Genomic DNA, 24959 nt, shown 5'->3' with positions numbered 1-24959 from the left:
TCAATCAACCCCGAAGATCTTTAAGAAAGGGACCCTCTTGAAATCGGAATCAAAAGTGGCTATGCGCTCTATTCCGTTTTCCTTACAGCTTGCGGCTATTAACGCATCGTTGGGGAGCAGCTTGTAATCTCGACCCACTTGGGAGGCAATCCTGATAGTTTCTTGAGTTACTTCTGTAATCCTCAGGAAACCAGCCTCCTCAAGCTTTTCAAAGGCTTCTTCGACCTTCCCGTAGACGTGAGTGTAATCCTTCAGGTGTTTTCTCAGGTCATGTATGCCCTTTAGGCCGTTCTTCAGGGCGAGCGTGAACATCACCTTGTAAACCGTTTCGGAGAACACTATGGGGTTTGTGACAAGAGTGCATCCTTCATTTAGGGCTTTTTTGATCAGTTCCTTTGCGTTTTCATCGCCGAGGAGGAGTCCGATAAACACTGAGGAGTCTATAAAAACTTCAGAGCGACTCATAGTATGCCTCCTTGAGGCGCTTGTAGTCTATCTTCCCGACTTTCTCGATAATGAGTGAATCTAAGAGGTCATCCACGTTTTCCGGGATTATCTTTATCCTGACTTTTGAGTGCTCCCTGAGTTTGGGTTTTTTCAACGGCTTCAAAACGCCGTCCTCGTATATAGCCTCAATAACCTCCATGCCACCACCGTTTTAAGTTCCCCCAACTTCCTTTAAACTTTCCCCGCGATGTTCTCACTTATCTCCTCCACCTTTCTCCTCAGCTCCTCCAAGGTGCCCTCGTTAACGATGACGTAATCAGCCAGGTTTTTTAGCCTGCTCGTGTGGTACAAGCGTTCCTCGGCGTCGTCCATCTCCCTGAAGTCGGCGAAGCTTTTGATGCCCCTGTCCTTCTCGGCCCTCCTTTTCATCAGCCTCTCGAACCTTATCTCGGGCTTTGCCTCGACGTAGATGACCTTTCCGCCGAGCCTTTTTATAGCCTCTATTTCCTCCTTTGAGCGGACGCCGTCTATGACGACGTTTTTACAGCCCCTCTTCTTGTCTATTGCCAGCTTTATCAAAACGTCCCCGCCGTATTTCTCCTTGAGGTACTTCCCGAGCTCTATCAGCCTGTCGCGCGTCGGCTCCGCCTTTTCCGGCAGTTCAGGAATCCACGAGTAGTCTGAAACGTTGTGGGTGAGGAGGTCGATAAGCGGTTCACTGCACGAGACCCTGCAGAAGCCCTTCTCCTCAAAGAACTTTGCGACTGTGGTTTTCCCCGCGGCAATCTTCCCTACCACTCCGATTATCATCTTCTCCGCCTCCAGTAGCGCCATATCAGATTCGCCCCATCCGTTGATTCCATAAGGCCCTCGTAGGTTAGCTCAGCCACAAAACGTATGAGGGCATCGTAGTCAACCATCGTGGGAAACTCGAAGCCGAAGAGGTACTTGAGCTCGAAGAACCCGATGTGCAGAAATCGAAACGGGTTGAGGAGCGCTATTCCCTCTCTCCATCTCAGCCCGAAGGGAAAGTCAGCGAGGACGAGCTTCGCGTTTCTCTCCCGGGCGAGCTTCACGAGTTTTCCCTCGTTCGGGAAGAGAACCTCTTTGGGCTCTCCTTCCACCGGCTCGTAGTCCAGCTTTGGGAAGACGTACCTTATCCCAACGGCTCCGTGGGGTAAGCTCAACTTCTCGGCGAAGCCAAGGAGAGCTCTCGCGTTGAAGCTGAGGAAGACGAGGGTTTTAACGCTCCCTTTCACAGACGGCCACTTCCTCGGTGGGAAGCGCTTTTCCGCCTCGATTATTGGCAGTAGAAACTCCAGTCCAGTGCCTTTCACGAGCTTTTCTGCTTCGCTGAGCTTCCTCCTCTTTATCGCGAGGTCGAGGTTCGAGTAAACCGTCACCTGCTTGACTTTAAGCCTCTCGCGGAGCTTTCCTATTACGAGACTGTTGCCTATCACAACGCTCTTGTCCGTCCTGTCGTGGGCTATTATGAAGAGCTTGTCGTTTTCTTTGTCATAGCGAACCTCGTCTATCCTGAAGGGACTTTCCGGGAGGTTGTGCTCCCTCCTGACCTGCCTGACCAGTTCTTGGATTTCCTCCACCGTGAACATAACGGAGAAGGGAGGGGAAGAACGTTAAAAAGCCTTCCTCACAGGTTGCCTATTATCTCCTCTCCCTCGATTGTTCTCTCGCAGTAGTAACAGCGGAGCTTTAGCGGTTCTCTGCTCTCCACCCTGAACTTTGGAACAACGTACTCGTGGTTGCTGACGCAGTTCGGGTTCGGACAGCTGAGGATTCCGACTATCTCGTCCGGGATTTCCACCTTGAACTTCTCGATGATTTTGTAGTCCCTCACGATGTTCACGGTAGCCATCGGCGCTATGAGGGCTATCTTGTTGACCTCTTCCTCGCTCAGGTAGCGCCCCTCGACCTTAACGATGTCCTTCCTTCCGAGCTTTTTGCTCGGGACGTTCGAGGCTATGAGCAGGGTTCCTCCGTTGGGCTTGGTCAGGCCAAGTATCTCTATTACTTTGAGCCACTTCCCCGCTGGGATGTGGTCTATGACAGTCCCCTCGGGAATAACCTCAACCTTCAGCTCGGGCATTCAAACCCCCTCCAGAACCCCCAGCGTTAATCCGAGGAGGGCCATCCTTACGGGAACGCCTGAGAAGACCTGCCTGAAGTAGAGGGCGTGCCCGCTCTTGTCCACCTCAGGATGTATCTCGTCCACCCTCGGGAGAGGGTGCATTACCTTCAGGCTTTCCTTTGCGTTCTTGAGGGTTGAGAGGTTCACCTGGTAGCTACCTTTCACTTTGAGGTACTCCTCCTCGTCCGGGAAGCGCTCCCTCTGAATCCTCGTCACGTAGAGAACGTCCAGTTCCGGAATTGTGCCCTCCAGGTCGGTCGTCTCGTGAACAGTTAAGCCCTTCTCTCGGAGATCATCAACGATGTGCTTCGGCATCCTCAAAAGCTCGGGCGAGATGAGGTAGAGCTCGACGTCGTAGAAGGCTAGAGCCTCGGCTAAACTGTGGACGGTCCTCCCGTACTTCAAATCGCCGAGCAGGCCTATTGTTAATCCATCAATCCTTCCGAAGGTTCTCTTTATCGTGTAGAGATCAAGCAGAGTTTGCGTTGGGTGCTGGTTGCTCCCGTCGCCGGCGTTGATGACCGGGACTTCCGCAACTTCAGCCGCTAATCTCGCCGCCCCCTCCATCGGGTGCCTGATTACTATCACGTCGCCGTACTGCTCGACTGTCTTTATCGTGTCGGCTAAACTTTCACCCTTCTTGACGCTCGTGCTCGATGCCGAGGAGAAGCCTATAACAGACCCCCCAAGCCTGTGCATAGCTGACTCGAAGCTAAGCCTCGTCCTCGTTGACGGCTCGAAGAAGAGCGTCGCCAGAATTTTTCCGCGCGCGTAGTCGAGCGAGCCCTTCTTGGCAAGTTCCTCCTCAAGCCTTTCTGCAACGCTCAAAACGAACTCGACATCCTCCTTCGAGAAGTCCCGTATGCTTATCACGTCGCGGCCTTTCCAGTCCATAAGAGCCCTTTCTGTGTAAATCGTGAGGGGTTTTTAAGGATTTTTGACAGATCCACGGCAAGACAGTAGATTTAAAACCTTCGGTCGTATTCTATCTCGGGTGGTGGTCGGGTGAAAATTCCGGCTCTCTACATAGCCGATGAGCTCCTCCCATTCATAAGGGCGAGGATAGCCAAGAACCTCTACAGCTTGGGGATGACCCAGTCCGAGATAGGGGATTACCTCGGGATAACTCAGGCCATGGTGAGCAAGTACCTGAGTGGCCATTACAAAAACCCGGATGATGAGATTCTGCCTGTCCTTGAAGGGGTGGCCGATGAGGTCTCCAGGGCGATAGCCTATGGAAGCTCAAAGCAGGATGCCATAGTTCTCCTCACCAGGAGGATAATGGAGCTCTTCTTAAACGGGGCCCTATGTCCCCCCTACTCCCGCTACGCCGGGATAGATGAGGAGGTCTGCTACTCCCTCTACCGTCCGAAGGAAAGCGGGAGGGAGGTTTTGGAGACCCTTGAGCTGGCCCTCAGGAAGCTCCTCGGGATGAAGGGCTTTGGAGGCCTCATCCCCGAGGTCAGGAGCAACTTTGCCTACTCCCTTCCTGCCCCGAAGGGCAAGGACGACGTCGCCGCGATTCCCGGGAGGATAAACCTCGTCAAGGGCCGTCCCCATGCCCTCTCCCCCGAGTTCGGGGCAAGCTCCTTCACGTCGGGGATACTCGTTGAACTCGGCAGGATAAGGCCCGAGATAAGGAGCGTGCTCAACATCAGGTACGGGAAGGACGTGGAGGAGGCCATCGAGGCGGCGGGCCTTGAAGCGGCGAGGGTCAGGAGCGGGCCCAGTAAGGAGGACTCCATAGTTGCCATAGTCTCCCCCTTCAGGGAGCGCACCTATGACGTCGTAATTGATGAGGGGGGCCATGGCCTCGAGCCCGGCGTCTACATCTTTGGCCTTGATCCCTTTGACGTACTCAGAAAACTTGAGCTCGTGATCAAAAATTTGGGGGTGGTGTGATGGCCGTCTTCACGGAGGAGCTGAGGTTCTCCACGAGGGGTGAGATAGACCTCGTTGACATAACCGGCGAGGTTGAGAGGGTTGTGAGGGGTTCTGGGATAAGGAACGGGCAGGCCCTCGTCTTCGTGCCGGGGGCGACTGGAGCGATAGTGACGATAGAACATGAAAGCGGTCTCCTGGAAGATCTCAAAAGAACCTTGAGGGAGTTAGTGCCGAAGGGAAAGGGCTACCTCCACGACAGGATAGACGACAATGCCCACAGCCACCTCCGCGCGACTTTGCTCGGCGCGAGCGAGTGCTTCCCGGTCGTTGACGGCCGCTTGGTGACGGGAACGTGGCAGCAGATATTCTTCGTCGAGCTGGATGTGAGGCCGAGGCACAGGCGCGTTATAGTGCAGGTTGTTGGGGAGTGAGTTCGAGGAGGAAGAAGGGCACTTCCTCCTTCCCTAAAACCCTTACGCTTTTCGGATACTTCCTGTGGGTTTTTCCAGTCTTCACCTCGACCTTGAGGTCTCCGGCAACTGCATCGGCCTCATAGGAGTTCCTGTAGTAGTACACCTCGCCGAAACGGCGGTGGAGATGCTCCTGAACTACCCATTCGTATAGTGCGTCCTCCCTAAGCTCGGTCCCGCTCCACAGGGCGAAGAGCCTCGCCAGGAGGGGATCGCGGAAGAAGAACTTCTTCTCGCGCTTGTAGAGCACCTGGTTACCCTGCTTTAGGTAGGCTATCCCGAGGATGTAAAGCTCGGTGAAGAACTCGATATAGTCCTGGACAACCTTGTAGGAGTAGCCGGAGGTCATGCCCGCCAAGGCTCTGAAACTCGTCGCCGAGGGGGCGCTCCTTATCACCGCCGCGAGGGTTTCCTTAGCTATCTCAAGGCTCTTTCCAAAGCGGACGATCTCTCCGATATACGCCCCGAGGAGGTCGTCCATCGGGAGGCCGTTTATCGACGCCGGGAATCCACCGGTACTCAGGTAGGCCTCAAAGAGCTTCAGGACTCTCTCCCTCCGCAGTCCTGGCCTCTCCAGTCCCATTACCTCCACGTACTCTGGAAACGAGAGTGGCATGACCTCTATAGTTTTTCCACTCCCTCTCCTGCCGGGAAAGAGCTCAATGTCCCTCTTGACCCTCAGGGAGCTTGAGCCTGTAACTGTAACCACGTCGTTCTCCAAGAGGCCGGCGTCTATGAGCGGTTTAATCCCGCGCCACCAGCCTTCAAGGGAGGTAACCTCGTCGAGGAAGATGTAACCCGTCTTAATCCCTTCCTTCTCCTTGAGCTCCTGGAACTCGCGGAGGATGTTTAAAAGCTCGCGATGGCTTGGTAAGACCTCAACGTTGACGTAGAGAACGGCCTCGGGCGGGTTATCCTTCAGGAGTTCTTGAATCCGAAGCTTTATCCCTGTGGTTTTCCCCACTTGCCTCGGACCGAGGACGAAGTTGAGGGAGAACGGCTTAAGCGAAAGCTTCCCCAGCCACTTTGGCCGCCAGTGGAATCTCTGCTCTCTCCAGCGCCTCACGTGGTAGTCCTCTTTCCCCTCCCACCAGGGGTTCATGTAGGTGAGATCGCCCAGTCTCATGGGGACACCTGAGAAGTTATAGTTCTCAACCCCTTATAAAGATTGAGAAGTGTAAGTTCTCAGGGTTTAAAAATGGAAGGGTTAGATCTTGATCGATATCTCTGCTTTGTCGCCCTTCTTGAGCTGGAGTATCATGAGCATCTTTCTCAGCTCGCTGTAACGTTTGTGTGCAAGGATCATTACTATGAAGTTGGTTAAATTTGCAAGGCCCGTTAATGTCATCGATATTCCAAGTCCTCCCCAAGCAAAGAGCATAAAGAAGAATCCTCCAGCAATCCAAGACTCCAGTGCCCCGTTGCGTGCATCTTTTGCCAGCTTCATGGCTTCGTTTATAGCGTCTTCGCCAGAATAATGAGTCACTATGTACTCAGCACCTTCTATTTTATAGTAGTCTTCTATCCCGGATACTAAGAAAGGTCCTCCCAATCCCAGTCCTATCCCAAGATCCTGAAGGGCTTTCACTTTAGCTAGCACTCCAGACATCATTACGATAAGGCTCAAAATCCAAGTAACTCCCACATGCTTCGCAGTATCATCGTTCATATGGGGGTATCGGTAACCCCTTTCCCTCCTCCCTCCGGGTATTTATAGATTTCCCTCCTCCCGGAGGGTATAATACTGGGGACGAAGGAGTTAAATACAGCCTCCTCTAACCCCACCTTGGTGGGAAGATGGGAAAGAGAATAATCGTCGAGCTTCCAAGAATGGTGAAGATACCCGATGGAGAGGTTGAGGAGAGAATAAAAGTGGAGCTGGCCCTGCGCCTCTACGAGAAGGGTATACTATCCTTTGGCCAAGCTAGAAGATTGGCAGGTCTGAGCAAGTGGGAATTCATTGAACTCCTTGTGAGAGAGGGAAGTGGCATACCTTACGATGAAGAAGAGCTTGAGAGCGACCTTGAGGCTCTGGGGGAGCTCTCATGAGGGCAGTTGTGAACTCTTTCCCGCTCATATTTCTCGCAAAGCTTGAACTTCTCGACCTTCCGGCGAAACTCTTCGACGAAGTTTACATTACCGATGCGGTCCATTACGAGACTGTTGTCGAAGGTGTGGGGCATGAGAAGCCCTCGTTATAGCAAACCAGGTTTTCGGAGAGGGGTTCGGTAAAGAACCAGAGGCTCGTGGAGGTTCTCCTTGAAATGATAGATCATGGAGAAGCCGAGACGATAGCCTTTGCCCTTGAAAACGAGATTGAGGTGGTTATCCCCGACGATAAGGATGCGAGAAAAGTCGCAAGGAGCTTTGGGCTTAGGGCCACTGGAACGCTCGGCCTGTTTCTCCTTGCAAAGAGAAAGGGCCTTATATCCAAATCGCTCCCTACGTGGAAGAGCTAAGGGGGAACGGTTTCAGAATCTCTGATGAGGTTGTAAAGAGAATTCTAAGAGAGGCCGGCGAGGTTTAGGTTTCTTTTGCCCTTTTTATTCTTAAACTTCGCCCATGTTATCTCTCACCGATGAGATAGCCGACGTTGCCATCGAACTTCGGAGGAAAGTCAACATAAAGCTTCCTGACTCGTTATATTCGCCCGGGAGAGTTGAGGGGCTCAGGGTATACATCCCCTTCGAAAAGGTTGGTAAGAAGAGTTAAATATGCTCTCGTTCAACATTAATCTGGTGGAGGGAATGGAGATAGTCATTCCGAATGATGTTGTCACCGCCATGAAGCTTCCCAAGGATGAAGTTGAAAGGGAGCTGAGACTGGATTTGGCTGTTATACTATACCAGCGGGGCGTTCTCCCCCTTGGGAAAGCGGCTAAGCTCGCAGGAGTGACCAAAAGGGAATTCCTTGAGGAACTCGCTAAGAGAAGGATCCCGCGGCACTACACCGAAAGGGAACTGCTGGAGGATGTGGCCTTTGCCCGTGGTGAGTAACTCGACTCCATTAATCCATCTCGCTAAAATCGGGAGGCTTGCACTTCTGAGGAAGTTCTTTGGCGAGATCTTAATCCCTGAAGCCGTTTACAGAGAATGCGTTATTGAAGGTGGCGATAGCGAAGACGCCAGGACAATTAAAAACGCCGAATGGATTAGGGTGGAGAGGATAGCTGACGAGAGACTCAAGAGGTCCCTAATGATCGAGCTGGATGAAGGCGAGAGTGAAGCGATAGTCCTGGCCCTTGAAAAGAGCGCTGAACTTGCCTTGATAGATGATTACGATGGAAGGGAAGTTGCTAAAGCTCTCGGTCTCAGAGTGACCGGAACCATCGGCATTCTCCTTAAAGCCAAGTTCACTGGGAGGATAACCAGTCTTAAAGACGAACTGGAGAGGCTAAGAGATACTGGTTTCTGGCTTAGTGAAGGGCTTTATGAGAAGATACTAAAGGAAGCTGGGGAACTGTAGAGCTCAGCTCTCCTTTGCCTTCTTCATGCCTATTTCGACACCGCTGGCGACGGCCTCCTGAAGGAGGCGCTCCTGGGCTACGGCCCGGTATTTGATGCTCCTCATAGCATCGCCAGCGAACATGTACACCGAGCCTCCGGTGAAAAACAGCGCCGCTAAGCCGAAGGTTACTTCCCCATCCACGAACAGACCAATGTTTATTGCTATTCCCCACAGGGCCACGGGCAGTCCTATAGCCCCTGCAATTCTGCATTTTTCAGACCAGCTCATCAGATCTGAGGGGGAAGTGCTGTATATCTGACTCTTCAAAACCGGCGCCTTGTCGCAAAGGAAGTATTCTATTCCGAAAACCGGCAATATAACGGCAAACCAAACAAGCATCATTAAGCCCGTGTTCATTTCCCTCCTCCCTCCGGGTATTTATAGATTTCCCTCCTCCCGGAGGGTATAATACTGGGCGAGAATTGGGCACCTGAGACCGGAACTCCGATATCGGTGAGGAAACTCGAACACGCTCACAGCGACACCAGAATCGCGCCGATGACGATGAGAACTGCCCCGAGCGCCGTTTTCAGGTTTATCCTGCTCCCAAGGACGAGCCACGATAGGAATATCGCGAGGGCAACGCTGGTCTTGTCTATCGCAATCACCGCGGGAACCCTTCCATTCTTTATTGCCATGAAGTAGAACAGCCACGAGAGCGCCCCCGCAAGTCCGGAAAGGTTTATCAGGAGGAGCGCCCTGCCATCGATTTCAGCAACGCCTGTTGAGCCGCTCGCTAGGGCAACGCCCGCTAAGAAGAGCGCCATTATAACGGCCCTCATCGCGGTCGCGAGGGTGGGGTTGACGTCCCTGAGGCCGAGCTTCCCGAATATCGGGACGAGCGCCGCGAAAAAAGCAGCCAGAACCGCGTAGACGATGTAGTCTCTCATCGAACCACCGCCGTAAAGGGGGTAATAACCCGCCCAAGTTCATCGGCTCCGCCTTCGGCGGCACTCCCCGGGCGTTGATAGTTGGGCATTCCCCCCTAAAAGCCTTTCGAAAAGGCTTCAGTAGACGATGGGTTCTTCACGGTTTTCCCCGTACTCCTCTGGCTCCCCCTCATATTTTCTTTCTCTCTTGACGATGAGGTAGTAGAGGAGCGCCCCGATCAGCGTCAGGAACAGAGCCACCAGGATCCATACTACTTTCTCCGTGTCGGGCATTCTCTTTTGGTTTGTAAGCACGTCGTAGATTACCCAGATCACCGCTACTATTCCGCTAATCCATAGCAACACTAACCCTATAGCAAACACCACCATGAAACCACCCTTTCAGCTTGGCCACGTCCAATATAAAATGTTTTCGGAGAAGGTTGAAAATGAAAGCTATAGAAAGATCACTTCTTGAGCTTCTCGCACTTCTCAAGCCACTCCTTGAGAACGTCCTTCAGCTTCGGCTGGCCGATCTCCTCGAGCTCGTACTTTACCCTCACCGCCGGCTTGTTGAGGTTCATGAAGCGCCTAAGGTCAACGGGCGTTCCAATGACAACCACATCGGCGTCGGCGTTGTTTATGGTCTCCTCCAACTCCTTGATCTGCTTCTCGCCGTAGCCCATGGCCGGGAGTATGACGTCGAGGTGGCTGTACTTCTTGTAGGTGTCGACGATCGAGCCGACCGCGTAGGGCCTCGGGTCTATTATCTCCTTGGCCCCGAACTTCTTCGCCGCTATGTAGCCGGCACCGTACTTCATGCCGCCGTGGGTGAGCGTTGGCCCGTCTTCCACAACTAAGACGCGCTTGCCCTTGATAAGCTCCGGCTTGTCGACGTAGAGCGGTGAGGCACCGTCGATAACGATGGCGTTCGGGTTGATCTTCTCGATGTCCTCCCGGACCTTCTGGATGTCGTCGCGGTTGGCTGTATCTATCTTGTTGATGATTATCACGTCAGCGCTCCTAAAGTTGGTCTCACCGGGGTGGTACTTGAGCTCGTGGCCGGGCCTGTGCGGGTCTGTAACCACTATCCAGAGGTCCGGCACATAGAACGGGAAGTCGTTGTTTCCGCCGTCCCAGAGGATTATGTCGGCCTCTTTCTCAGCCTCGCGGAGAATCTTCTCGTAGTCAACGCCGGCATAGACGACCATTCCCCTCTCGATGTAGGGCTCGTACTCCTCGCGCTCCTCGATAGTGCATTCGTATTTGTCGAGGTCTTCGTAGGTGGCGAAGCGCTGGACGATCTGCTTTCTGAGGTCGCCGTAGGGCATCGGGTGTCTTATGGCAACCACCTTGTAGCCCATCTCTTGGAGCAGTTTGGCGACCTTCCTGCTGGTCTGGCTCTTTCCGCAGCCGGTTCTGACTGCTGTTACAGCTACCACAGGCTTGCTGGACTTGAGCATCGTGCTCTTGGGTCCGAGAAGCCAGAAGTCTGCTCCAGCCGAGTGGGCCCTGCTGGCGAGGTGCATGACGTGCTCGTGGGAGACGTCCGAGTAGGCGAAGACAACTATGTCGATGTCGTGCTCCCTGATTATCTTCTCCATGTCGTCCTCGCTCCATATTGGAATCCCGTTAGGGTAGAGTTCTCCTGCCAGCTCCGGCGGATAGAGCCTTCCCTCGATGTCCGGGATCTGGGTCGCGGTGAAGGCAACGACCTCATATTCCGGATTGTCCCTGAAGAAGACGTTGAAGTTGTGGAAGTCCCTGCCAGCGGCACCCAAAATGAGAACCCTCTTTCTCTTCTTCTCCGGCATGTTCCCCACCTCAGAGGCATTTAATTCGGCACTGGTGTATCCCCTTTGGCTTTTATAACGGTTTTCGTTGAGCGTTGAAAGGCTCCAGTGCAATTCATTCGGAAAGAGAATAGCTCACCTGAAGGACTTTCAAAAACTCCCTGCACTCGGCATACCGAAACCCCTATATCCTCCACCTCCAACCCCCAAGCATGGACGAGGTTAGAACACATACCGCCCTTCACGTGGTCAAGGGGGCCGTCGTTAAAGTTCTCGGTGAGGGGGCCAAGTGGACGGCCTCGACCCACGTTAAAGGCAACAGGGCTATTTTAACCGTCAAGTTCGAACGAAAGCCCGCCCCCGAGGAGGTTAGGGAAATAGAGCGCCTCGCCAACGAGAAAATCATGGAAAACGCCCCCGTCAAGGTTTACGAGCTCCCGCGCGAGGAGGCCGAGAAGCGCTTTGGCGAGGATATGTACGACCTCTTCCCGGTTCCTTCGGAGGTAAAGACCCTCAAAGTGGTCGTCATCGAGGGCTGGAACGTCAACGCATGCAGGGAAGAGCATACAAAGACGACGGGAGAGATTGGAGAGGTAAGAATCAGAAAAACCCGCTTCAGGAAGAGCAAGGGGCTTTTGGAGATCAGCTTTGACGTTTTGGATTGACTCATTTCCTCACCCACAGCGCTCCCGCCATGCCGAAGTAGGTCGGACAGGAGTATGCAGAGCCCTTAAGCTCGAACTCTCCGATACTCACAGCTCCGAGCATCATCAGCATCCCCCAGTAGCTGTCAACTAGGGCTTTTCTCACCAGCCCCTCGGAAATGTTGAGAAGCTCTTCAAGCCGGTTCTCGTTGATGAGCTCCATGATAAGCCTGTCGTACTCCTCGCTCTCCTTTACCTTGCCGTAGGGGCCGTTTTCGCTGTGCCCGTGCCCGTGGTCTGCGCTGACTATCAGAGCAACTCTCTTCCCGCTCTCCTCAAGAACTTTCCCAAGGATTTCCCCCGACTTCACGAGGGTTTCCCTATCAACCCCTCTCGACGGCGTCATCAAAACCAGAGGCCTCTTTCTGAGGAAATGGAGAGGGATAAGCTCCCCCCAGCTAAGGGGCCAGCGGGAGTATTCTCCGCTCCTGCTGGCGAAGTTCAGGTCAACGACTGGAATTCCAGCATCTTTTTCGGCCCTGTAGATTTTCTCGGCCAGCTCCCTATCGGTATTCCACTCTCCCGGAAGTTCAACTCCCTCAAAGCCGAGCCACGAAACCAGGTTCTCCGCCATGACCACTCCAAGGTGGTCGCTCATCCTCACGTTGTGCGGGCTTATCAGGACGTAGGAGTCAACATCAGAGAAGGCTCTCCCGATGTCCCTCAGAACCTCCACTAACTTTTTCGTCTCTTCATCCGGAGGCTCCAGAACCGGGTTTCCGTGGGGCATGAGGCCTATTCCAACGAGCATTCCCATCACCTCAGGCAACTTTCAAGGTTTTCAAGGGAGCATTCCCTAACTTCCCCGCCCTCCGCATGGGGGAGGGTCTTCAAACCTGAACCCGTAAGAATCGAAACCACCTTCGACCCCTCAGAAATAACACCGCTCTCGATGAGCTTCTTCACCGCGGCAATTCCAGTTGCGCTCGCGGGCTGGACGAAGAGTCCTTCTCCTGCGAGCTTTCTCTGGGCCTCGGTTATTTCCTCATCGCTCACCGCAACGCACTTCCAGCCGAACTCGCGGAGGAGCTTCAGAACCGCGTTACCGCTCGGTGGATAAGGGTTGGCTATGGCCTTTGCTATCGTTTCTGGCTTTTTAAAGCGCTCGATTTTTTCTTTCCCCTCTTTGAACGCCCTGCATATCGGCGAACAGCCTTCCGCCTGAACCGCTATTAGCGTTGGCAGTTCCTCAATCAGTTCATTCTCCTTCAGCTCGATGAAGCCCTTCGCTATCCCCCTGAAGAGACCCCCTGAGCTGGTGGGAATTAAAACGTAGTCCGGACTCAGCTCCTCCGCTATCTCGAAGGCTATTCCCTTGTAGCCCTCAACGCGAAACGGGTTGTCGGAGTTTATGAAATAGACGCCGAGCTTCTCTCCAAGCTTCAGGCTCTCGAAGTAAAGCTTTCCGTAGTCGCCTTTAACCCTTATCACGTCCCCGCCGTAGACGGAGATGGCTTTCACCTTCTCGTCGCCTGCGTTTTCCGAGACGAGGATTTTCGCTTTAAGGCCGAAGCGCGATGCGTAGGCTGAAACGCTGGCCCCCATGTTGCCTGTAGAGACCGTTCCGACCGCTTTGTAGCCGGCTTTGAGGGCGTAGCTCACTGCCAAAAACGTTCCTCTATCCTTGAAGCTCCAGGTTGGGTTTACCGTCTCGTTCTTGAGGTAGAGCTTTACCCCGAGTTCCTTTCCGAGTCTGGACCTAACCAGGGGAGTGTCGCCTTCACCGAGGGAAAGCTCAAGCTCTGGCTCGATGGGCCAGAAGTCGTAAAACCTCTCCCAGGCTGTCTTGGCAATGTAGGGCTCTCCCTCAAAGAGTTCAAACTCCACCGGCTCACCGCAGGAACAGCGCTGGATCGGTTTATCGTACTCCCTTCCACAGATCGGGCAGTGCAGTCTTCCCCTCATTTTCCTCGGCCCCCTCCATCCTCCATGACCGGAGGACAACCCTCTTTTCCTCCTCCTTGATCGTGAAGTGGGCGTAGGGATTTCCCCTTGCAAGCCCCCTTAAGAAGTCGGCAAAATCAGCTGCGCTTTTGGAGTCCTTGAACTCCACATTCCAGACGAGGGTTCTGTTTGTTAGGTCGCCCTCTTTTGAGTCCCCCACGACCAGCCAGTCTCCTGTCCAGGCCTCAGCCATTTCAGTGGAGTTGGCCATGCTCGCACCGTGTCCCCAGTAGATGAGGAAGATGTAAAAGGCCCCCATCCTGTCCGAGTAGACTACCTCAGAGCCCTTCGGGAGCATTGAGACTGCCTCCTCCCTGAGGTTCACCGGCGTCCAGTTCTCAAGGTAGAGCTTTGGAAACATGACCTCCTTCGTGGTGTTAGGGAGGTTCCCGTACATTGAGTTCACGAGGGGCCAGCCTCCTCTCCTGTAGAGGTACGCAACGAAGCGGTCGCCGTAGACGTATGGGAATATCCCGAGGTCGGTGACTGGGTCCCTCGTGTAGAGGTCGGTTATCTTGTGGATCGGTATGCCAGTCTCGTTGCAGTAGATGTCCGCCACGAGGTCGGCGTCCCCCTCTATCGCCGCCTGTATTGCCTTGGTGGTGTCGAGCGTCGGCCCGCCGTAAGGGGCGTTGAACCACTGCTTCTGAAGGACGTGAACGCTTTCGTGGGCTATTACCCTCTTCGCGGTTGCCGGATCCGAGAGGAAGTTCTCCTCAATGATGTATATCGTGTCCCCCACTGTGGCCGCTATCCAGCCGACGCTCTGCTCCACCTTCTCGTGGACGTAGGGGTAGTCCGGCTTCAGGAGCAGGCTCATTTTGTAGACGTCGCCTTCAAGTTTCATCCTCTCCACGTCCGGTCTCCCGGGTTTGAACATTCTCTCTGCCTCCGCCCGCGTCAGCACCACTATCTTTGGAGGCTCCTTGAACTGGAGTCCCCTTATGGCCTCAACGCTCTTCAGTATGGCCTGGGCTTCGCTCAAAACGTTTTCTTTGGGCTGGACCGTTTGAACGGAGGCCGCCAGTGAGAGGATAAGGACCGCGATGAGGGCCGCCGCAACCTTTCCCTTCATCTTCATCGCAGGGTTTTGGGCGGGGAAATATTTAAGTCCACCTCTTCAGACTTATCTCGGTGAGACGGATGAAGCTCATATGGTACGGTCACTCCTGCTTCTGGGTCGAGACGAGGGGGGTCAGGATCCTGATCGACCCGTATCCAGAGGTAGATGACGACAGAATAGGAGAGGTGGACTACATCCTCATAACGCACGAACACAGCGACCACTACGGGAAGGTGGAGCTGCTCTCGCGGCTCAGGGGTGCAACGGTGGTGGGACCAAAGCCGGTCTACCTCATGGCCGTGAGCGATGGAATCACGCGAGTTCGCGAGATTGAGGACGGAGAAACTCTGGAGCTTGGAAACGGCGTCAGGGTCACGGCCTACCTCATGGAGCACCCATCGAGCCAGTACCCCTTAGGCTACCTGATAGAGGGGGACAAGAGGCTCCTGCACGTTGGGGATACCTATCCCTTTCCCGCCCTTCAGGAGCTCAGGGGAAAGGTTGACGTTCTGCTCGTCCCGATAAGCGGCCGTTCGACGGCAAACGAGCGTGAGGCCGTTCAGATAATAGAGGACATAAGACCCAGGGTGACCATACCAATGCACTACGGTGTCTACGGGAACGGCGACCCTGAGAAGCTCAGACAGCAGCTCCTGAAGGACAGGGTGTTCACCTTCCTGCGCGTCCTCAAGCCCTACGAGGAGATCACCCTGTGAAGGTGTCGCCATGCTGTCCACGGGCGTGGGATCGCTGGACGAGCTGCTTGGAGGGGGCTTTGCCGAGGGGGTTCTCACCCAGGTCTACGGCCCCTACGCCACGGGTAAGACCACCCTGGCGGTTCAAACGGGCCTCCTCAGCGGCGGAAAGGTGGCTTACGTGGACACTGAGGGCGGGTTTTCCCCCGAGAGGCTATCCCAGATGGCTTCCCTCAGGGGCATCGACCCGGAGGAGGCCCTGAAGAGGTTCATACTCTTCACTCCATCGGACTTCAGGGAGCAGAGGAGGGTCATAGGGTCGCTGAAGAAGATCGTCAGCGCCGACTTCAGGCTCGTTGTCGTTGATTCCATAACGGCCCACTACAGGGCCGAGGAAGACTGGTGGAACCTGACCCCCGAGATCAGCAAGCAGCTCCAGGTTCTGCTCTGGATAGCGAGGAGGAACTCGCTCCCCGTCATAGTGGTGAACCAGGTTCACTTCGACAGCAGACTTGAGAAGACCCGCCCAGTGGCGGAGCAGACCCTCGGTTACAGGTGCAAGGATATCCTGAGGCTCGACAGACTGCCGAACGGCAGGGGAGCTGCCGTCCTTGAGAGGCACCGCTTCAGGCCCAGCGGCCTAATGGCCTACTTCAGGATAACCGACAGGGGAATTGAAGACGCAATCGACACCGAGCAAGAAAAGGGAAAAGGAAACCTCTGAACATTACCCGCCGAGTATATTACTCCAATTTCCTGACCTCCTCCCCGCCCTGAAGGGCGAGGCTTTCGGGAGAAAGAAGTAAAAAGACACTGGGAAATATTAAAGGGTTTCCACCGCAACGTTTTTACACTCCAGTGCCCTACTATATCTGGTGAGACTATGGGGGTCACAAAGGTAACTAGGAACTATCAAATTACTATCCCAAGCGATATTAGGAAGAAGCTGGGAATTAAAGTGGGGGACGTTCTCGTCGTCGAGATCGAAGACGGGAAGGCCGTGATCAAAAAGAGCGACCTTGAACTCCCCCTACTGCCCGGGGGAAGGGGACTGAAGGTCGAGGACATCGAGGAGGCAATAAGAAGGGGCCAGGGTGAGGAGGAGTGACGGTAATAGACACCAACCTCTTCATATACGCCACCCTAAGGGATTCTGAGTTCAACTCGGAAGCAAGAAACATCCTTGCATCGCTGGAAAGATGGGTCGTACCGAGTATCGTCCTCTACGAGCTCTACTGGTTTTTCAGAGAGAAAGGTTACAGAGGGGAAGACATAATGAAGGTGGTCTCCTCGATTCTGAATAGCCCGAGGGCGAAGGTTATCGGTGATGACGGGAAGTACACAAAACGCGCGCTTGAACTGGCCAAGAATCCGAAGCGCTTCAACGACATGGTGATCCTGGCAACTGCCGAGGACTTCAAAAGGCTGGCGACCTACGATAAAAGACTGAAAAAAGATGCTGAGAAGCTGGGCATCAAAACCCTGCCCTAAACCCTCTCGTAGACTTCCTGGGTTATCTTGAGCACGGCCCGGTAGAGCTTCTCGCTGATGATGCCGTCCCTGTAGTGTTCAGTGAGCTTGTCCCTGTCTATTACCTCCTTCTTCCCGTCGGGCCACCTGACTATGTCCACCTCGAGGTCTATGTATCGGGCCCTGTCTGGGTACACCTCAACGGGGGTGTTTATGTTGTAGTACTCACCCTTCAGGTTGCCCCTCCTGTCGTAGTAGCGGTGCACGAACCACCACTTCCCGGCCTCTATCTCGGTTATCGCGTAGTCCCCGCTCTCTATCGGCAGGTCGAGACCGTCGTAGAACTTGCCGGGCTTCAGGCTCCGCCTCATGGTGATCTTGAGCGGGTTGAAGGAGACCTCTGTTATCTCCCCCGGCCCCAGCTTGAAAACCTGGCCGTCCGGTTTGTTGTGCTCTAAGAAGAAGAGCCAGCCCTTCTTCGGCCCTTTGCTGTCTATCAGGCCCTCCCAGAACCCCTGATTGACCTTGAGCCTCTGGCCGGGGATCTTGGCGAGTATGCTCTCCGCTATCTCAACGGCGAAGCTCATCTCCAGGTCGTAGGCCTTCAGCTGGTGGTGGCCATCTATGGTCGGAACGACCCTGTTCCTAATTTCGTCGAGCTTCTTTTTGGTGCCCCCTCCGAACTCGACCTCGTAGATGTTCCTCCCCTCTATTATCTGCTCCGGCGCCGATACCCCTTCTGCCTTCTTGAGCCTGTCCGAGAGCTTTGAAAGCCTTATTATCTCGTCCCTGAGGGTGTTCCAGTCCTTGTAGGCCGCGGCCGTTCTCCACAGGATGCCCCATTCGCCCATGTCTATACTCAGTCCGAGGATCCTGAGCCTCTCCCTCTCCTTCTGCTCCCTTATTTTCCTCGATATCTTGACGTGTCTCTGGCTTCCAACGGGTTTTGGAATGAGGACGGCGTAGTCCCCGGGGATCGTTATCGTCGTGCTGAGGTGGGGCAGAACGCTGTGCCTCTTAACCTGAACCAGAACCTCGTCGCCCTCCCTCAGGTTCCGGCCCTCCTCTGCGGGCACGGTTCCTATGGCGCTCCCGATGTCCACGTACACGTACTTCTCATCCCTCTTGATGACGAGCCCCTTGTAGATTCCGTAGAGCTGGTAAGGGAGCTTTCTGAAGAGGGCGTCAATGAACTCCTCCTCGAACAGGGCCTTGACCTTCTCCACGGCATCCCCTGTCAGGATGACCCCCTGGTGATCCTTCCTGTCGTAGACGTCCACATCGAACTCGTCGTAGCCCCTTTCTATACCGAGCCTCTCGGCCGTTTTCTGGCTTGGCTGGGCGATTTTGAAGCCCCTGTCGAGGAACAGCTTTGTTAGGGCGGTGCTGTATATCCCCCTAACCCGAACTGAAACTCCTGTGTCTGTAGACACTTTCACCCCCCCGTTCCTTCTTTTCCACAACTCCAATGAGCGCTAGTCCCTCCAGTATCTCCTCAGGGTTCGCGACCCCGCTGAGCTTTCCAACGTACCTCGCCTCCACCCAGAGAAGCCCCATGCGGTGCCACTCCATCAGGGCGTTCTCCACGCGGTAGACATCGGATGGATGAAGGTACAGCCTTCCAACGAAGGAGGTAAGCCTTTCAAGCTTCTCCTCAGTTTCATCGATTTTCCTGAGCCTCTCGATTATACTCGCCGGTGCCTTTTTCTGATTTTCGCTTTCAACGCCCATCCTCTCCATGAACTCAAGCCCCTCTATCTCCCTGCCGAGGGCCGCCAGGGCCCTCGAAACTGTGTAGTCGTACACCCTGTGGAACTGGACGAGTCTGTCGAGGGCCACCTTCAGTCTGGCCTTGGTCGAGTAGTCCTGGGGCTTCGCGAGGATTCCCAACAGCTCCTCAAGGCGGAACTTCATCTGGTGCTCTCCCTTCTGCAGCTCCCTCAGCGTGGACTCAAGCTCCGGTCCAGCGGCAGCCATCTCCCGGTAGAGGTCGTTCACAAGCTCCATGCTCTCGTTCACTATCTCATAGAGGCCGCTTACCAGCTTGTAGAGCTCCTCAGTCCCTTTCTCAGAATAGAGCTCGGGAAAACGCCTTTCAAAATTCCTGTGAAGATCCTCAAGCCGGTTGAGTATCTCCCTGCCCCTCTCTGTCCTCATGGTCTCCCCCCATCACCCTTCATTTTACCCCTACATTTACTTTTCCCATGATTATGTTAAACAATTTTGTTTTCTTGAAAAAATTTATTAACTCAAAGCGCTAAATAATGCGGGGGAAGGGGATGTTCTACGACCGCTTTGGAAGGCCGGTGACGAACCTCAGGATTTCCCTGACGCAGGAGTGCAACTTCCACTGCTTCTTCTGCCACCGTGAGGGTCAGAGGTTCTTAGCTAAAAACGAAATGACCCCGGAAGAGATCGAGAGGATCGTCAGGATAGCCTCGCGCCTCGGCATCAGGAAGGTCAAGCTGACCGGGGGCGAGCCAACGGTCAGGGAGGACATAATCGAAATCGTGAGGCGTATAAAGCCCTACCTCATTGACCTCAGCATGACGACCAACGGGAGCAGGCTCAAAGAGCTGGCGAGACCGTTGGCAAAGGCCGGCCTCGACCGCGTTAACGTCTCCCTCCACAGCCTCAGGAGAGAGGTTTACAAACGCATAACCGGCGTCGACATGCTCGACGTTGTCCTGGAGGGGATAGGGGAGGCGGTGAAATACCTCTCTCCCGTAAAGCTTAACATGACGGTTATGAGGGGCCTGAACGAGGGTGAAATCTGGGACATGGTTGACTTCGCGGCTAAAACTGGAACGATACTCCAGCTCATCGAGCTTGAGGCCCCAAGGGAGGTTGAGGAGACTGCATTTTTCCGGAAGTACTTCTACCCGCTCAAACCGGTTGAGAGGGAGCTTGAGAGGAAAGCTGTGGAAACGCGCGAGAGGAGGATGCACAGGCGGAAGAAGTACTTCGTTCCAACCGACTACGGCATAGCCGAGGTTGAAGTTGTGAGGGCTATGCACAACACGGTCTTCTGCGCCAACTGTACCCGCCTGAGGGTCACCTCTAACGGGATGTTCAAGACCTGCCTGCTGAGGAACGACGACCTGATAGACTTTATGACCGCGATGAGAAACGGCGCGGGCGATGGGGAGATAGTGGAGATATTCAGGGAAGCAGTCGTCATGAGGGAGCCCTACTGGAAGTGAAGCTTTTAAGGTGCCGACCGAACCCCTTCTGATACATATGCCCGCACTAAAGGTTCCAAAGCGAGAGGCAGAGCCGGTGAAGAGAAAACTGAAAAGCCTCGGGATATACGATGGGAAGAGAAGGCCGAGGAGGGAGGGTGATTTCGTCCTCCTTCCCGTTGTTGGAGATGAGATGGTTCGCTCGCTCGGCTACGAAGTTCTACCGGTTGAGCTCCCGCTGAGACCTGAGAGGCAGATATACAAGAACCTTGAGAGCGTTTTGGCGGAAAAGCTGAGTGAAGATGAGCTGAGGCACCTCCGGAGGTACGACATCGTCGGCGACATAGCGGTCGTTCAAATCCCGCCCGAGCTGGAACATAGGGTTGATGACATCGTTTGGGGCCTCCGAAAGGTTCACCCGTTCATCAGGGTCGTGGCCCAGAAGGGCTTCCACGAAGGCAAATTCAGAATAAGGGACTACTCGATAATCTGGGGCGAGAAGAGGCTCGAAACAATCCACAGGGAGAACGGCGTCGAGATAAAGGTTGACCTAAGCAGGGTCTTCTTCAACCCGAGGATGAAGGGCGAACGCTATCGGCTGGCCCAGCTCGTTCGCGATGGCGAGAGGGTTTTAGTCCCCTTCGCGGGCGTTCTTCCCTACGCTTTAGTCATAGCGCGGTATAGGAGGGTCAAAATAACGGCGGTCGAGCTGAACAGGGAAGCCTACGAACTGGGTTTGGAGAACATTGAACTCAACAGGAAGCGCTTGAAGGGTGAGATAGAGTTCATACACGGCGATGCCTTTGAGGTTTTGCCTGAGCTTCCCACTTACGACCGCGTGATAAGCCCAACGCCGAGGGGCATTGATGCCTTAGCTTTAACGCTGAGCAAAGCGGAGAGGTGGCTCCACTACTACGACTTCGTTGGCGAGGCCGAGATAGAGAACTTCAGAAGGAGAATAATCGAGGAATGCTCAAGCCAGGGGAAGGAGTGCGAGGTGAGGGTGAAGAAGGTGAGCGACTTTAAGCCCCACGTATTTAAGGTCTGCGCCGATGTAGTGGTGAGGTAACAAACGCCGAACGGCATTGGTTGCATGGCCATGCAACTCTTTTACTCGGGCTTCTTTTAGATAAGTTCAGGAGCAAAATGCAACTCTGAATAAATTTAATATTCAAAAAAAAAAAAAAGAAGGAGTTATTACTTATAGTAAAGGAAAAAGCTTATAAGGATAGGTTAAATAGAATCTATTGCAGATAACTTAACGGGGTGGGCATTATGCGATGGCAGGGGGTTATTGGGAATTTTGCTTGGTCTGCTAGTGCTTGGAATGACCTCAGGAAGTGCAGCCGCTACGGTCTGGGGTGTCCCAGCAGGTCAGGCTACCGGAAGGACTGATGAGGGCATAGATCCACATCTGCAGGTTTCTGGAGCTTATGATGGGGTAAGCGTAAGTTTCAGTGTTTCTTGGAATGATCACCATGGAGCAGCATGGGGCCTTTATCAATATGGACTCTATGATGATACAATTAACAAGTTCATCCTTTTCTCCCACGGGTACAGGTACTCCGTTAAGAACTATCAGACTCCATTGATACATATAACCAAAATAAGCTACTCTGTTGACATAAATATGGGATACACCTACGGATATATAAGTTCTTGGGGTGGCTATAACATAGTGACCCCCTACCATGTAACTGTCAAGGAAAAAGTGTCCCATCTCCTGGGGGGATCAGACACTAAGACCATTGTAGATACTTCAGGCACACTTCAGGGATATATCCCCGATCCCAATAAGGTTCTAAGCACGGAAAACTCCAGTAACTGAAATATTTTTATTCTTTGATTTTTAAGAATTCCCATGAGGTGAGTAAAATGAGACGTTCCGCTGCCCTTTCACTTCTCATTGTACTCCTGCTGGTGCAGTCTCATGCGGCGGTTGCAGGGGCACCATTAGCATGGAGGGGAGACGTTGTAGTGCTTGGAAAGATCAACGCAGGGTATACCTTCACCCTGACGAACCTGACCTATGAGGACAACGGTTCGGTTTACACCGTCGTTCTGTGGCTTAAAATCACAAGGTGTGTGAACCTCAACCTTTCCTGCCCGAGGACAAAGAGGGTCTCGTTTGTGGTTAAGAAGGACACCAACACCTTCATCCTCGATGGGAAGCCCGCTTTCTTCGCCTTTTACTGGGTGGGATATACTCTTTCCCGAACTTTCTACAACCTCGGCAACGAGCTTAAACCCTCGAGGACCGAGATATACCTCCACAACAGCAGCGAAGGGAACCGTATAGGGTGGGGCGTGGATCTTGAGGGGCATCCGAGGATTATCGAGAAGTGCACGGCGTTTTCGATACCGCAGGCCAATGGGAAGTTCCTGAACCAGAGCCCTAAGTGTGTAGGGGCAGGGCCCCGGAACTTCACCACGGACATCGTTTTTAAAGGCCCCTACCCTGTTACCGGTGAGGTTTATTACAGCTCGGATCCATTTGGCATTGCAGAAGATCATCCCGTGCTGATAAACTTTGACGTGGTAGACTCACCGCAGGCTAAGAGCTTTCTCAGATCTGTGAAGGACATCCCCGGAAATAGTCCACTCAAGCTTTACCTGGCCGGGCTCGCTGCTGCCGTCCTTTTAGGCCTGCTCCTCTGGAGGTGGAGGGGTTGAGATCGGTAAAGTTCATTGGGGTTGAACTCAGGTCAATGCCCCAGTTCATCTCCATATTGGTCTCCGCCCCGGCAATCCTGGTCTACATCGTATGGAGCAGACTCTCCAGTGCGACCGTTGTCACAGGATCCTCCGTCTTCCCCGTTCCCCCAAACTACAATCTTCAGGCTCAGGTGCTCGCCAACCTCACCAGTGACACCAGCATCTTCGTATCTTTTGGCCTTGCACAATGGAAGGCGTTTTTCAATGCGGTTTCAGCAGCTGTGGTGTTTGATTTCATTCTCGGTGGTCTTCTCGGGGCCTTCGTCTTTGGGGTTCCTATAGCGAGGGGAACCGTGATACACGACATCGCCGCACTGGGAAGTAAGGGAAGAGTGCTTGCCGTGAGAACCCTCTTTTTAGTCCTCTGCGCCACTTTGCTCTCATCTCTCACCGCTGTTTTTCTGTACTACTTGCCGCCCGGGTTCGGGATATCACCTGATGCCAGGTTCTTTTTGGTCCTCCTCGGAACGTCATTCCTCTCTATACTCTCCTCCGCGTTTTTAACTCTCCTCCTGGCGGCCCTGTCCCGGGATCTGGTGGTTCCGGTTTTAGGAGTTTTTACGGTCTTCGTGGGCATCCTTGCGGGCGGGAATTTTGCCCGCCTGTTGCTTCCTTTTAAGGATCTTACGTTTATACTTTGGAGTTCTTCTCGCTTTGGTCACCCTGGCGACTACCTGTACTCGGGGTTCGTCTTATACACCGTCCTCAGTGTACTGGCAGTTAAGGCCTTTGAGGGGGGTGATTTCTATTAGGAGGGTCTTCTTAGTCTTATTTGTGGTTGCTTCACTGCTCTCCGTTGGAACAGCATGGGGACTGTATCTCCACGCTTCGTCCTCTCCAGTTAGGGTGGAAGTTCTGTTCCAGTTCCCAGAGACTGGGAAAGGGTTCAACATGGTTCAAGCGGCCAACAAGGAGATTGTACTCCCCCTAACTGGAGAGTATTCAGTTGATATGAGGGGCAACGCGGAACTTTACATTCAGACGGCTTCAAAGCTCTATAAGAATCCAGTGAAGGTCAGCATTAAGGGAAGCAGGGTTGTCAGAGTTATAATTCTCAACCAGAGCTCTGATGTTTGCGTCGAGTTCCAACATGAGGGGGCACCCACCTATGCCCTTCCACTGGTTGCCATAGTTCTTTCGGGGGTGGTTGGCTTTGCTGTTGGAATGCTCAAATTTGAGTAAGTCATACGGCAATGTAAAAGCACTGCAGAACGTCTCATTCTCCCTTGCGGACGGGCTGTCCCTAATCTTGGGCCCCAATGGAAGTGGGAAGACGACGTTTTTGAAGATACTCTCCAAGATCATCGAGCCGGATGATGGAAGCATTGTCCTCAGGGGCATGAAGTACAAGGAGTACCCGCCTCATAAAGTTGGATTTTCGTTTGAGAAGACTATCATGCTCCCCAGGGTTAAAGTCAGGGACTACCTGGAGGCCGTTGCGGAATATCGTGGCTTGGATAACGTTGATGATGTTGTCGACATGTTTGGGCTCAGAGAATACCAAGGGGCAAGGTTTAAAGAGCTATCTCAGGGATACAAACGGAGGTTTTTGGTAGCAGCCGCCTTCGTGGGAAAGCCTGATGTTGTTTTCTTGGATGAACCGTTCAGCAACTTGGATGTGATCTCAAAGGTGGAGCTCAGCAGGACGTTCCAGGAAATAAAAGGGGAGGTCAGCATCGTCATAGTTTCCCACATAATCTCAGGATTGAGGAACTTGGATTCATTGGTCTTGCTCCACAACGGAAGGGTTGTGGTGAACAGAGTGGGGGATAAGGCTAAGACTGTAGGGGGCTTTAGGGCCGTCTTCCAAGACGGATCGGTGGTGGAAGATGATGTTGGGGAGCTCATGAAGTGGATCAGGGAAGGAAAGGAGCTTGCCCGTATTGAACCGATAACCCCGGAAGACGTGATATACGAGACGCTGAGAGGCAAGGAACGTAGGCTCCAGTAGCGGCTGTTTTGTGGCTTTTATCAGCGCTCTTTCGTGGTTAAGAGGGCAGTCTGTAAGCTTACAGCGAGAGCCCTCAATGTCTGCGCGGACGTGAGGATTTCTGATCCACAATTTCT

At 53.6% G+C, this 24959-nt stretch carries 37 protein-coding genes; 20 read left to right on the top strand and 17 right to left on the bottom strand.

Annotated elements, in window-relative coordinates; genetic code table 11:
• From MVB78_RS07305 to pyrB, 6 genes are read right to left on the bottom strand one after another with little or no spacing between them, the layout of a single operon-like run.
• Entirely contained in the window at positions 1-465 is a 465-nt protein-coding gene (locus MVB78_RS07305; RefSeq protein ID WP_297489831.1) for a type II toxin-antitoxin system VapC family toxin, read from the bottom strand.
• Positions 452-646, bottom strand: coding sequence for an antitoxin family protein (locus MVB78_RS07300; RefSeq protein WP_297489829.1), 195 nt, complete (start codon positions 644-646; stop codon positions 452-454). Before MVB78_RS07300 ends, MVB78_RS07305 begins: the two co-directional genes overlap by 14 nt.
• Positions 647-678: 32 nt before the next feature.
• Positions 679-1257, bottom strand: a complete 579-nt coding sequence (locus tag MVB78_RS07295; RefSeq protein ID WP_297489863.1) for an AAA family ATPase — start codon at positions 1255-1257, stop codon at positions 679-681.
• Positions 1254-2060, bottom strand: a complete 807-nt coding sequence (locus tag MVB78_RS07290) for a hypothetical protein (RefSeq protein WP_297489827.1) — start codon at positions 2058-2060, stop codon at positions 1254-1256. Before MVB78_RS07290 ends, MVB78_RS07295 begins: the two co-directional genes overlap by 4 nt.
• Before the next feature lie 38 nt (positions 2061-2098).
• Entirely contained in the window at positions 2099-2554 is a 456-nt protein-coding gene (pyrI, locus tag MVB78_RS07285; RefSeq protein WP_297489826.1) for an aspartate carbamoyltransferase regulatory subunit, read from the bottom strand.
• Positions 2555-3490 carry an aspartate carbamoyltransferase gene (gene pyrB, locus MVB78_RS07280; protein WP_297489824.1) on the bottom strand — a complete coding sequence of 312 codons (936 nt, stop codon included), beginning with the start codon at positions 3488-3490 and terminating at the stop codon, positions 2555-2557.
• A 111-nt stretch (positions 3491-3601) separates the two neighbouring features.
• Here pyrB and MVB78_RS07275 point away from each other — a divergent pair, with 111 nt between their 5' ends.
• Both MVB78_RS07275 and MVB78_RS07270 read left to right on the top strand, forming a co-directional pair.
• Complete coding sequence (locus MVB78_RS07275) at positions 3602-4498, top strand: thiamine-phosphate synthase family protein (RefSeq protein WP_297489822.1); 897 nt, start codon at positions 3602-3604, stop codon at positions 4496-4498.
• Positions 4498-4911 (top strand): secondary thiamine-phosphate synthase enzyme YjbQ, encoded by a 414-nt coding sequence (locus tag MVB78_RS07270; RefSeq protein ID WP_297489821.1) that lies wholly within the window; start codon positions 4498-4500, stop codon positions 4909-4911. Before MVB78_RS07275 ends, MVB78_RS07270 begins: the two co-directional genes overlap by 1 nt.
• Here the strand turns inward: MVB78_RS07270 and MVB78_RS07265 are convergent.
• Together MVB78_RS07265 and MVB78_RS07260 are read right to left on the bottom strand one after the other, a co-directional pair.
• Positions 4886-6076, bottom strand: coding sequence for an ATP-binding protein (locus MVB78_RS07265; protein WP_297489819.1), 1191 nt, complete (start codon positions 6074-6076; stop codon positions 4886-4888). The two genes, MVB78_RS07270 and MVB78_RS07265, sit on opposite strands and share 26 nt — an antisense overlap.
• An 81-nt stretch (positions 6077-6157) precedes the next feature.
• Positions 6158-6619, bottom strand: coding sequence for a hypothetical protein (locus MVB78_RS07260; RefSeq protein WP_297489817.1), 462 nt, complete (start codon positions 6617-6619; stop codon positions 6158-6160).
• Positions 6620-6747: 128 nt separating this feature from the next.
• Here MVB78_RS07260 and MVB78_RS07255 point away from each other — a divergent pair, with 128 nt between their 5' ends.
• From MVB78_RS07255 to MVB78_RS07235, 6 genes are all read left to right on the top strand, one after another.
• A complete protein-coding gene (locus MVB78_RS07255; RefSeq protein ID WP_297489816.1) occupies positions 6748-6999 on the top strand; it encodes a UPF0175 family protein in 252 nt (83 codons plus the stop codon).
• On the top strand, positions 6996-7151 hold the full coding sequence (locus MVB78_RS07250; RefSeq protein WP_297489814.1) for a hypothetical protein: 156 nt from the start codon (positions 6996-6998) through the stop codon (positions 7149-7151). Before MVB78_RS07255 ends, MVB78_RS07250 begins: the two co-directional genes overlap by 4 nt.
• A gap of 63 nt (positions 7152-7214) precedes the next feature.
• Complete coding sequence (locus MVB78_RS07245; protein WP_297489812.1) at positions 7215-7409, top strand: hypothetical protein; 195 nt, start codon at positions 7215-7217, stop codon at positions 7407-7409.
• Positions 7397-7477, top strand: a complete 81-nt coding sequence (locus MVB78_RS11330; RefSeq protein WP_297522710.1) for a hypothetical protein — start codon at positions 7397-7399, stop codon at positions 7475-7477. Before MVB78_RS07245 ends, MVB78_RS11330 begins: the two co-directional genes overlap by 13 nt.
• Positions 7478-7697: 220 nt before the next feature.
• Entirely contained in the window at positions 7698-7946 is a 249-nt protein-coding gene (locus MVB78_RS07240; RefSeq protein ID WP_297489861.1) for a UPF0175 family protein, read from the top strand.
• Positions 7936-8415, top strand: coding sequence for a DUF3368 domain-containing protein (locus tag MVB78_RS07235; protein WP_297489859.1), 480 nt, complete (start codon positions 7936-7938; stop codon positions 8413-8415). Before MVB78_RS07240 ends, MVB78_RS07235 begins: the two co-directional genes overlap by 11 nt.
• Before the next feature lie 3 nt (positions 8416-8418).
• Here MVB78_RS07235 and MVB78_RS07230 read toward each other — a convergent pair whose 3' ends face one another.
• The 4 genes from MVB78_RS07230 to MVB78_RS07215 form a co-directional block, all read right to left on the bottom strand.
• Complete coding sequence (locus tag MVB78_RS07230; protein ID WP_297489810.1) at positions 8419-8724, bottom strand: hypothetical protein; 306 nt, start codon at positions 8722-8724, stop codon at positions 8419-8421.
• 206 nt (positions 8725-8930) lie between these two features.
• On the bottom strand, positions 8931-9347 hold the full coding sequence (locus MVB78_RS07225) for an EamA family transporter (RefSeq protein WP_297489808.1): 417 nt from the start codon (positions 9345-9347) through the stop codon (positions 8931-8933).
• Positions 9348-9464: 117 nt separating this feature from the next.
• A complete protein-coding gene (locus MVB78_RS07220) occupies positions 9465-9716 on the bottom strand; it encodes a PLDc N-terminal domain-containing protein (RefSeq protein ID WP_297489806.1) in 252 nt (83 codons plus the stop codon).
• 77 nt (positions 9717-9793) lie between these two features.
• Positions 9794-11140 carry a cyclic 2,3-diphosphoglycerate synthase gene (locus tag MVB78_RS07215; RefSeq protein WP_297489803.1) on the bottom strand — a complete coding sequence of 449 codons (1347 nt, stop codon included), beginning with the start codon at positions 11138-11140 and terminating at the stop codon, positions 9794-9796.
• Between the two features lie 191 nt (positions 11141-11331).
• Between MVB78_RS07215 and MVB78_RS07210 the strand changes: the two genes are divergently transcribed.
• Positions 11332-11784 carry an alanyl-tRNA editing protein gene (locus MVB78_RS07210; protein WP_297489801.1) on the top strand — a complete coding sequence of 151 codons (453 nt, stop codon included), beginning with the start codon at positions 11332-11334 and terminating at the stop codon, positions 11782-11784.
• A 1-nt stretch (position 11785) separates the two neighbouring features.
• Here MVB78_RS07210 and MVB78_RS07205 read toward each other — a convergent pair whose 3' ends face one another.
• Genes MVB78_RS07205 through MVB78_RS07195 form a run of 3 tightly spaced genes read right to left on the bottom strand, consistent with a single transcriptional unit; the run spans position 11786 to position 14848 of the window.
• A complete protein-coding gene (locus MVB78_RS07205) occupies positions 11786-12574 on the bottom strand; it encodes an extradiol dioxygenase (RefSeq protein ID WP_297489857.1) in 789 nt (262 codons plus the stop codon).
• A 5-nt stretch (positions 12575-12579) separates the two neighbouring features.
• Positions 12580-13728, bottom strand: coding sequence for a threonine synthase (thrC, locus tag MVB78_RS07200; protein ID WP_297489799.1), 1149 nt, complete (start codon positions 13726-13728; stop codon positions 12580-12582).
• Positions 13682-14848 carry a DUF4157 domain-containing protein gene (locus MVB78_RS07195; RefSeq protein WP_297489797.1) on the bottom strand — a complete coding sequence of 389 codons (1167 nt, stop codon included), beginning with the start codon at positions 14846-14848 and terminating at the stop codon, positions 13682-13684. The genes thrC and MVB78_RS07195 overlap by 47 nt, the downstream gene beginning before the upstream one ends.
• 62 nt (positions 14849-14910) lie before the next feature.
• Between MVB78_RS07195 and MVB78_RS07190 the strand changes: the two genes are divergently transcribed.
• From MVB78_RS07190 to MVB78_RS07175, 4 genes are all read left to right on the top strand, one after another.
• Positions 14911-15546, top strand: coding sequence for an MBL fold metallo-hydrolase (locus MVB78_RS07190; protein ID WP_297489855.1), 636 nt, complete (start codon positions 14911-14913; stop codon positions 15544-15546).
• A gap of 10 nt (positions 15547-15556) precedes the next feature.
• The gene (gene radB, locus MVB78_RS07185) at positions 15557-16249 is read left to right on the top strand and encodes a DNA repair and recombination protein RadB (protein ID WP_297489795.1); all 693 of its coding nucleotides are present in this window, start codon (positions 15557-15559) and stop codon (positions 16247-16249) included.
• Between the two features lie 159 nt (positions 16250-16408).
• Positions 16409-16633: an AbrB/MazE/SpoVT family DNA-binding domain-containing protein gene (locus MVB78_RS07180; RefSeq protein WP_297489793.1), complete on the top strand. Its 225-nt coding sequence runs from the start codon at positions 16409-16411 to the stop codon at positions 16631-16633.
• Positions 16630-17016 (top strand): PIN domain-containing protein, encoded by a 387-nt coding sequence (locus MVB78_RS07175; RefSeq protein ID WP_297489791.1) that lies wholly within the window; start codon positions 16630-16632, stop codon positions 17014-17016. Before MVB78_RS07180 ends, MVB78_RS07175 begins: the two co-directional genes overlap by 4 nt.
• Here MVB78_RS07175 and MVB78_RS07170 read toward each other — a convergent pair.
• Positions 17013-18428: a DUF402 domain-containing protein gene (locus MVB78_RS07170; protein WP_297489788.1), complete on the bottom strand. Its 1416-nt coding sequence runs from the start codon at positions 18426-18428 to the stop codon at positions 17013-17015. The two genes, MVB78_RS07175 and MVB78_RS07170, sit on opposite strands and share 4 nt — an antisense overlap.
• Positions 18394-19152 carry a hypothetical protein gene (locus tag MVB78_RS07165; protein ID WP_297489786.1) on the bottom strand — a complete coding sequence of 253 codons (759 nt, stop codon included), beginning with the start codon at positions 19150-19152 and terminating at the stop codon, positions 18394-18396. Before MVB78_RS07165 ends, MVB78_RS07170 begins: the two co-directional genes overlap by 35 nt.
• A gap of 122 nt (positions 19153-19274) precedes the next feature.
• On the opposite strand from MVB78_RS07165, the gene moaA reads away from it, so the two are divergent.
• The 7 genes from moaA to MVB78_RS07130 all read left to right on the top strand — a co-directional run bounded on the left by moaA (position 19275) and on the right by MVB78_RS07130 (position 24843).
• Positions 19275-20198 carry a GTP 3',8-cyclase MoaA gene (moaA, locus tag MVB78_RS07160; RefSeq protein ID WP_297489853.1) on the top strand — a complete coding sequence of 308 codons (924 nt, stop codon included), beginning with the start codon at positions 19275-19277 and terminating at the stop codon, positions 20196-20198.
• 37 nt (positions 20199-20235) lie between these two features.
• Entirely contained in the window at positions 20236-21246 is a 1011-nt protein-coding gene (locus MVB78_RS07155) for a class I SAM-dependent methyltransferase family protein (RefSeq protein ID WP_297489784.1), read from the top strand.
• A 249-nt stretch (positions 21247-21495) separates the two neighbouring features.
• Positions 21496-22005 (top strand): hypothetical protein, encoded by a 510-nt coding sequence (locus tag MVB78_RS07150; RefSeq protein ID WP_297489782.1) that lies wholly within the window; start codon positions 21496-21498, stop codon positions 22003-22005.
• 47 nt (positions 22006-22052) lie between these two features.
• Positions 22053-22850, top strand: coding sequence for a hypothetical protein (locus tag MVB78_RS07145; RefSeq protein ID WP_297489780.1), 798 nt, complete (start codon positions 22053-22055; stop codon positions 22848-22850).
• Positions 22847-23644: a hypothetical protein gene (locus MVB78_RS07140; RefSeq protein WP_297489778.1), complete on the top strand. Its 798-nt coding sequence runs from the start codon at positions 22847-22849 to the stop codon at positions 23642-23644. The genes MVB78_RS07145 and MVB78_RS07140 overlap by 4 nt, the downstream gene beginning before the upstream one ends.
• Positions 23631-24074 (top strand): hypothetical protein, encoded by a 444-nt coding sequence (locus MVB78_RS07135; RefSeq protein WP_297489776.1) that lies wholly within the window; start codon positions 23631-23633, stop codon positions 24072-24074. Before MVB78_RS07140 ends, MVB78_RS07135 begins: the two co-directional genes overlap by 14 nt.
• A complete protein-coding gene (locus MVB78_RS07130) occupies positions 24046-24843 on the top strand; it encodes an ABC transporter ATP-binding protein (protein WP_297489773.1) in 798 nt (265 codons plus the stop codon). The genes MVB78_RS07135 and MVB78_RS07130 overlap by 29 nt, the downstream gene beginning before the upstream one ends.
• Positions 24844-24959: the final 116 nt, after the last annotated feature.

The organism is Thermococcus sp. (assembly GCF_026991495.1).
Taxonomy (GTDB): domain Archaea; phylum Methanobacteriota_B; class Thermococci; order Thermococcales; family Thermococcaceae; genus Thermococcus.
The sequence above is the reverse complement of the archived record's forward strand: the minus strand, read 5'-3'. Positions and strand labels throughout refer to the sequence as shown.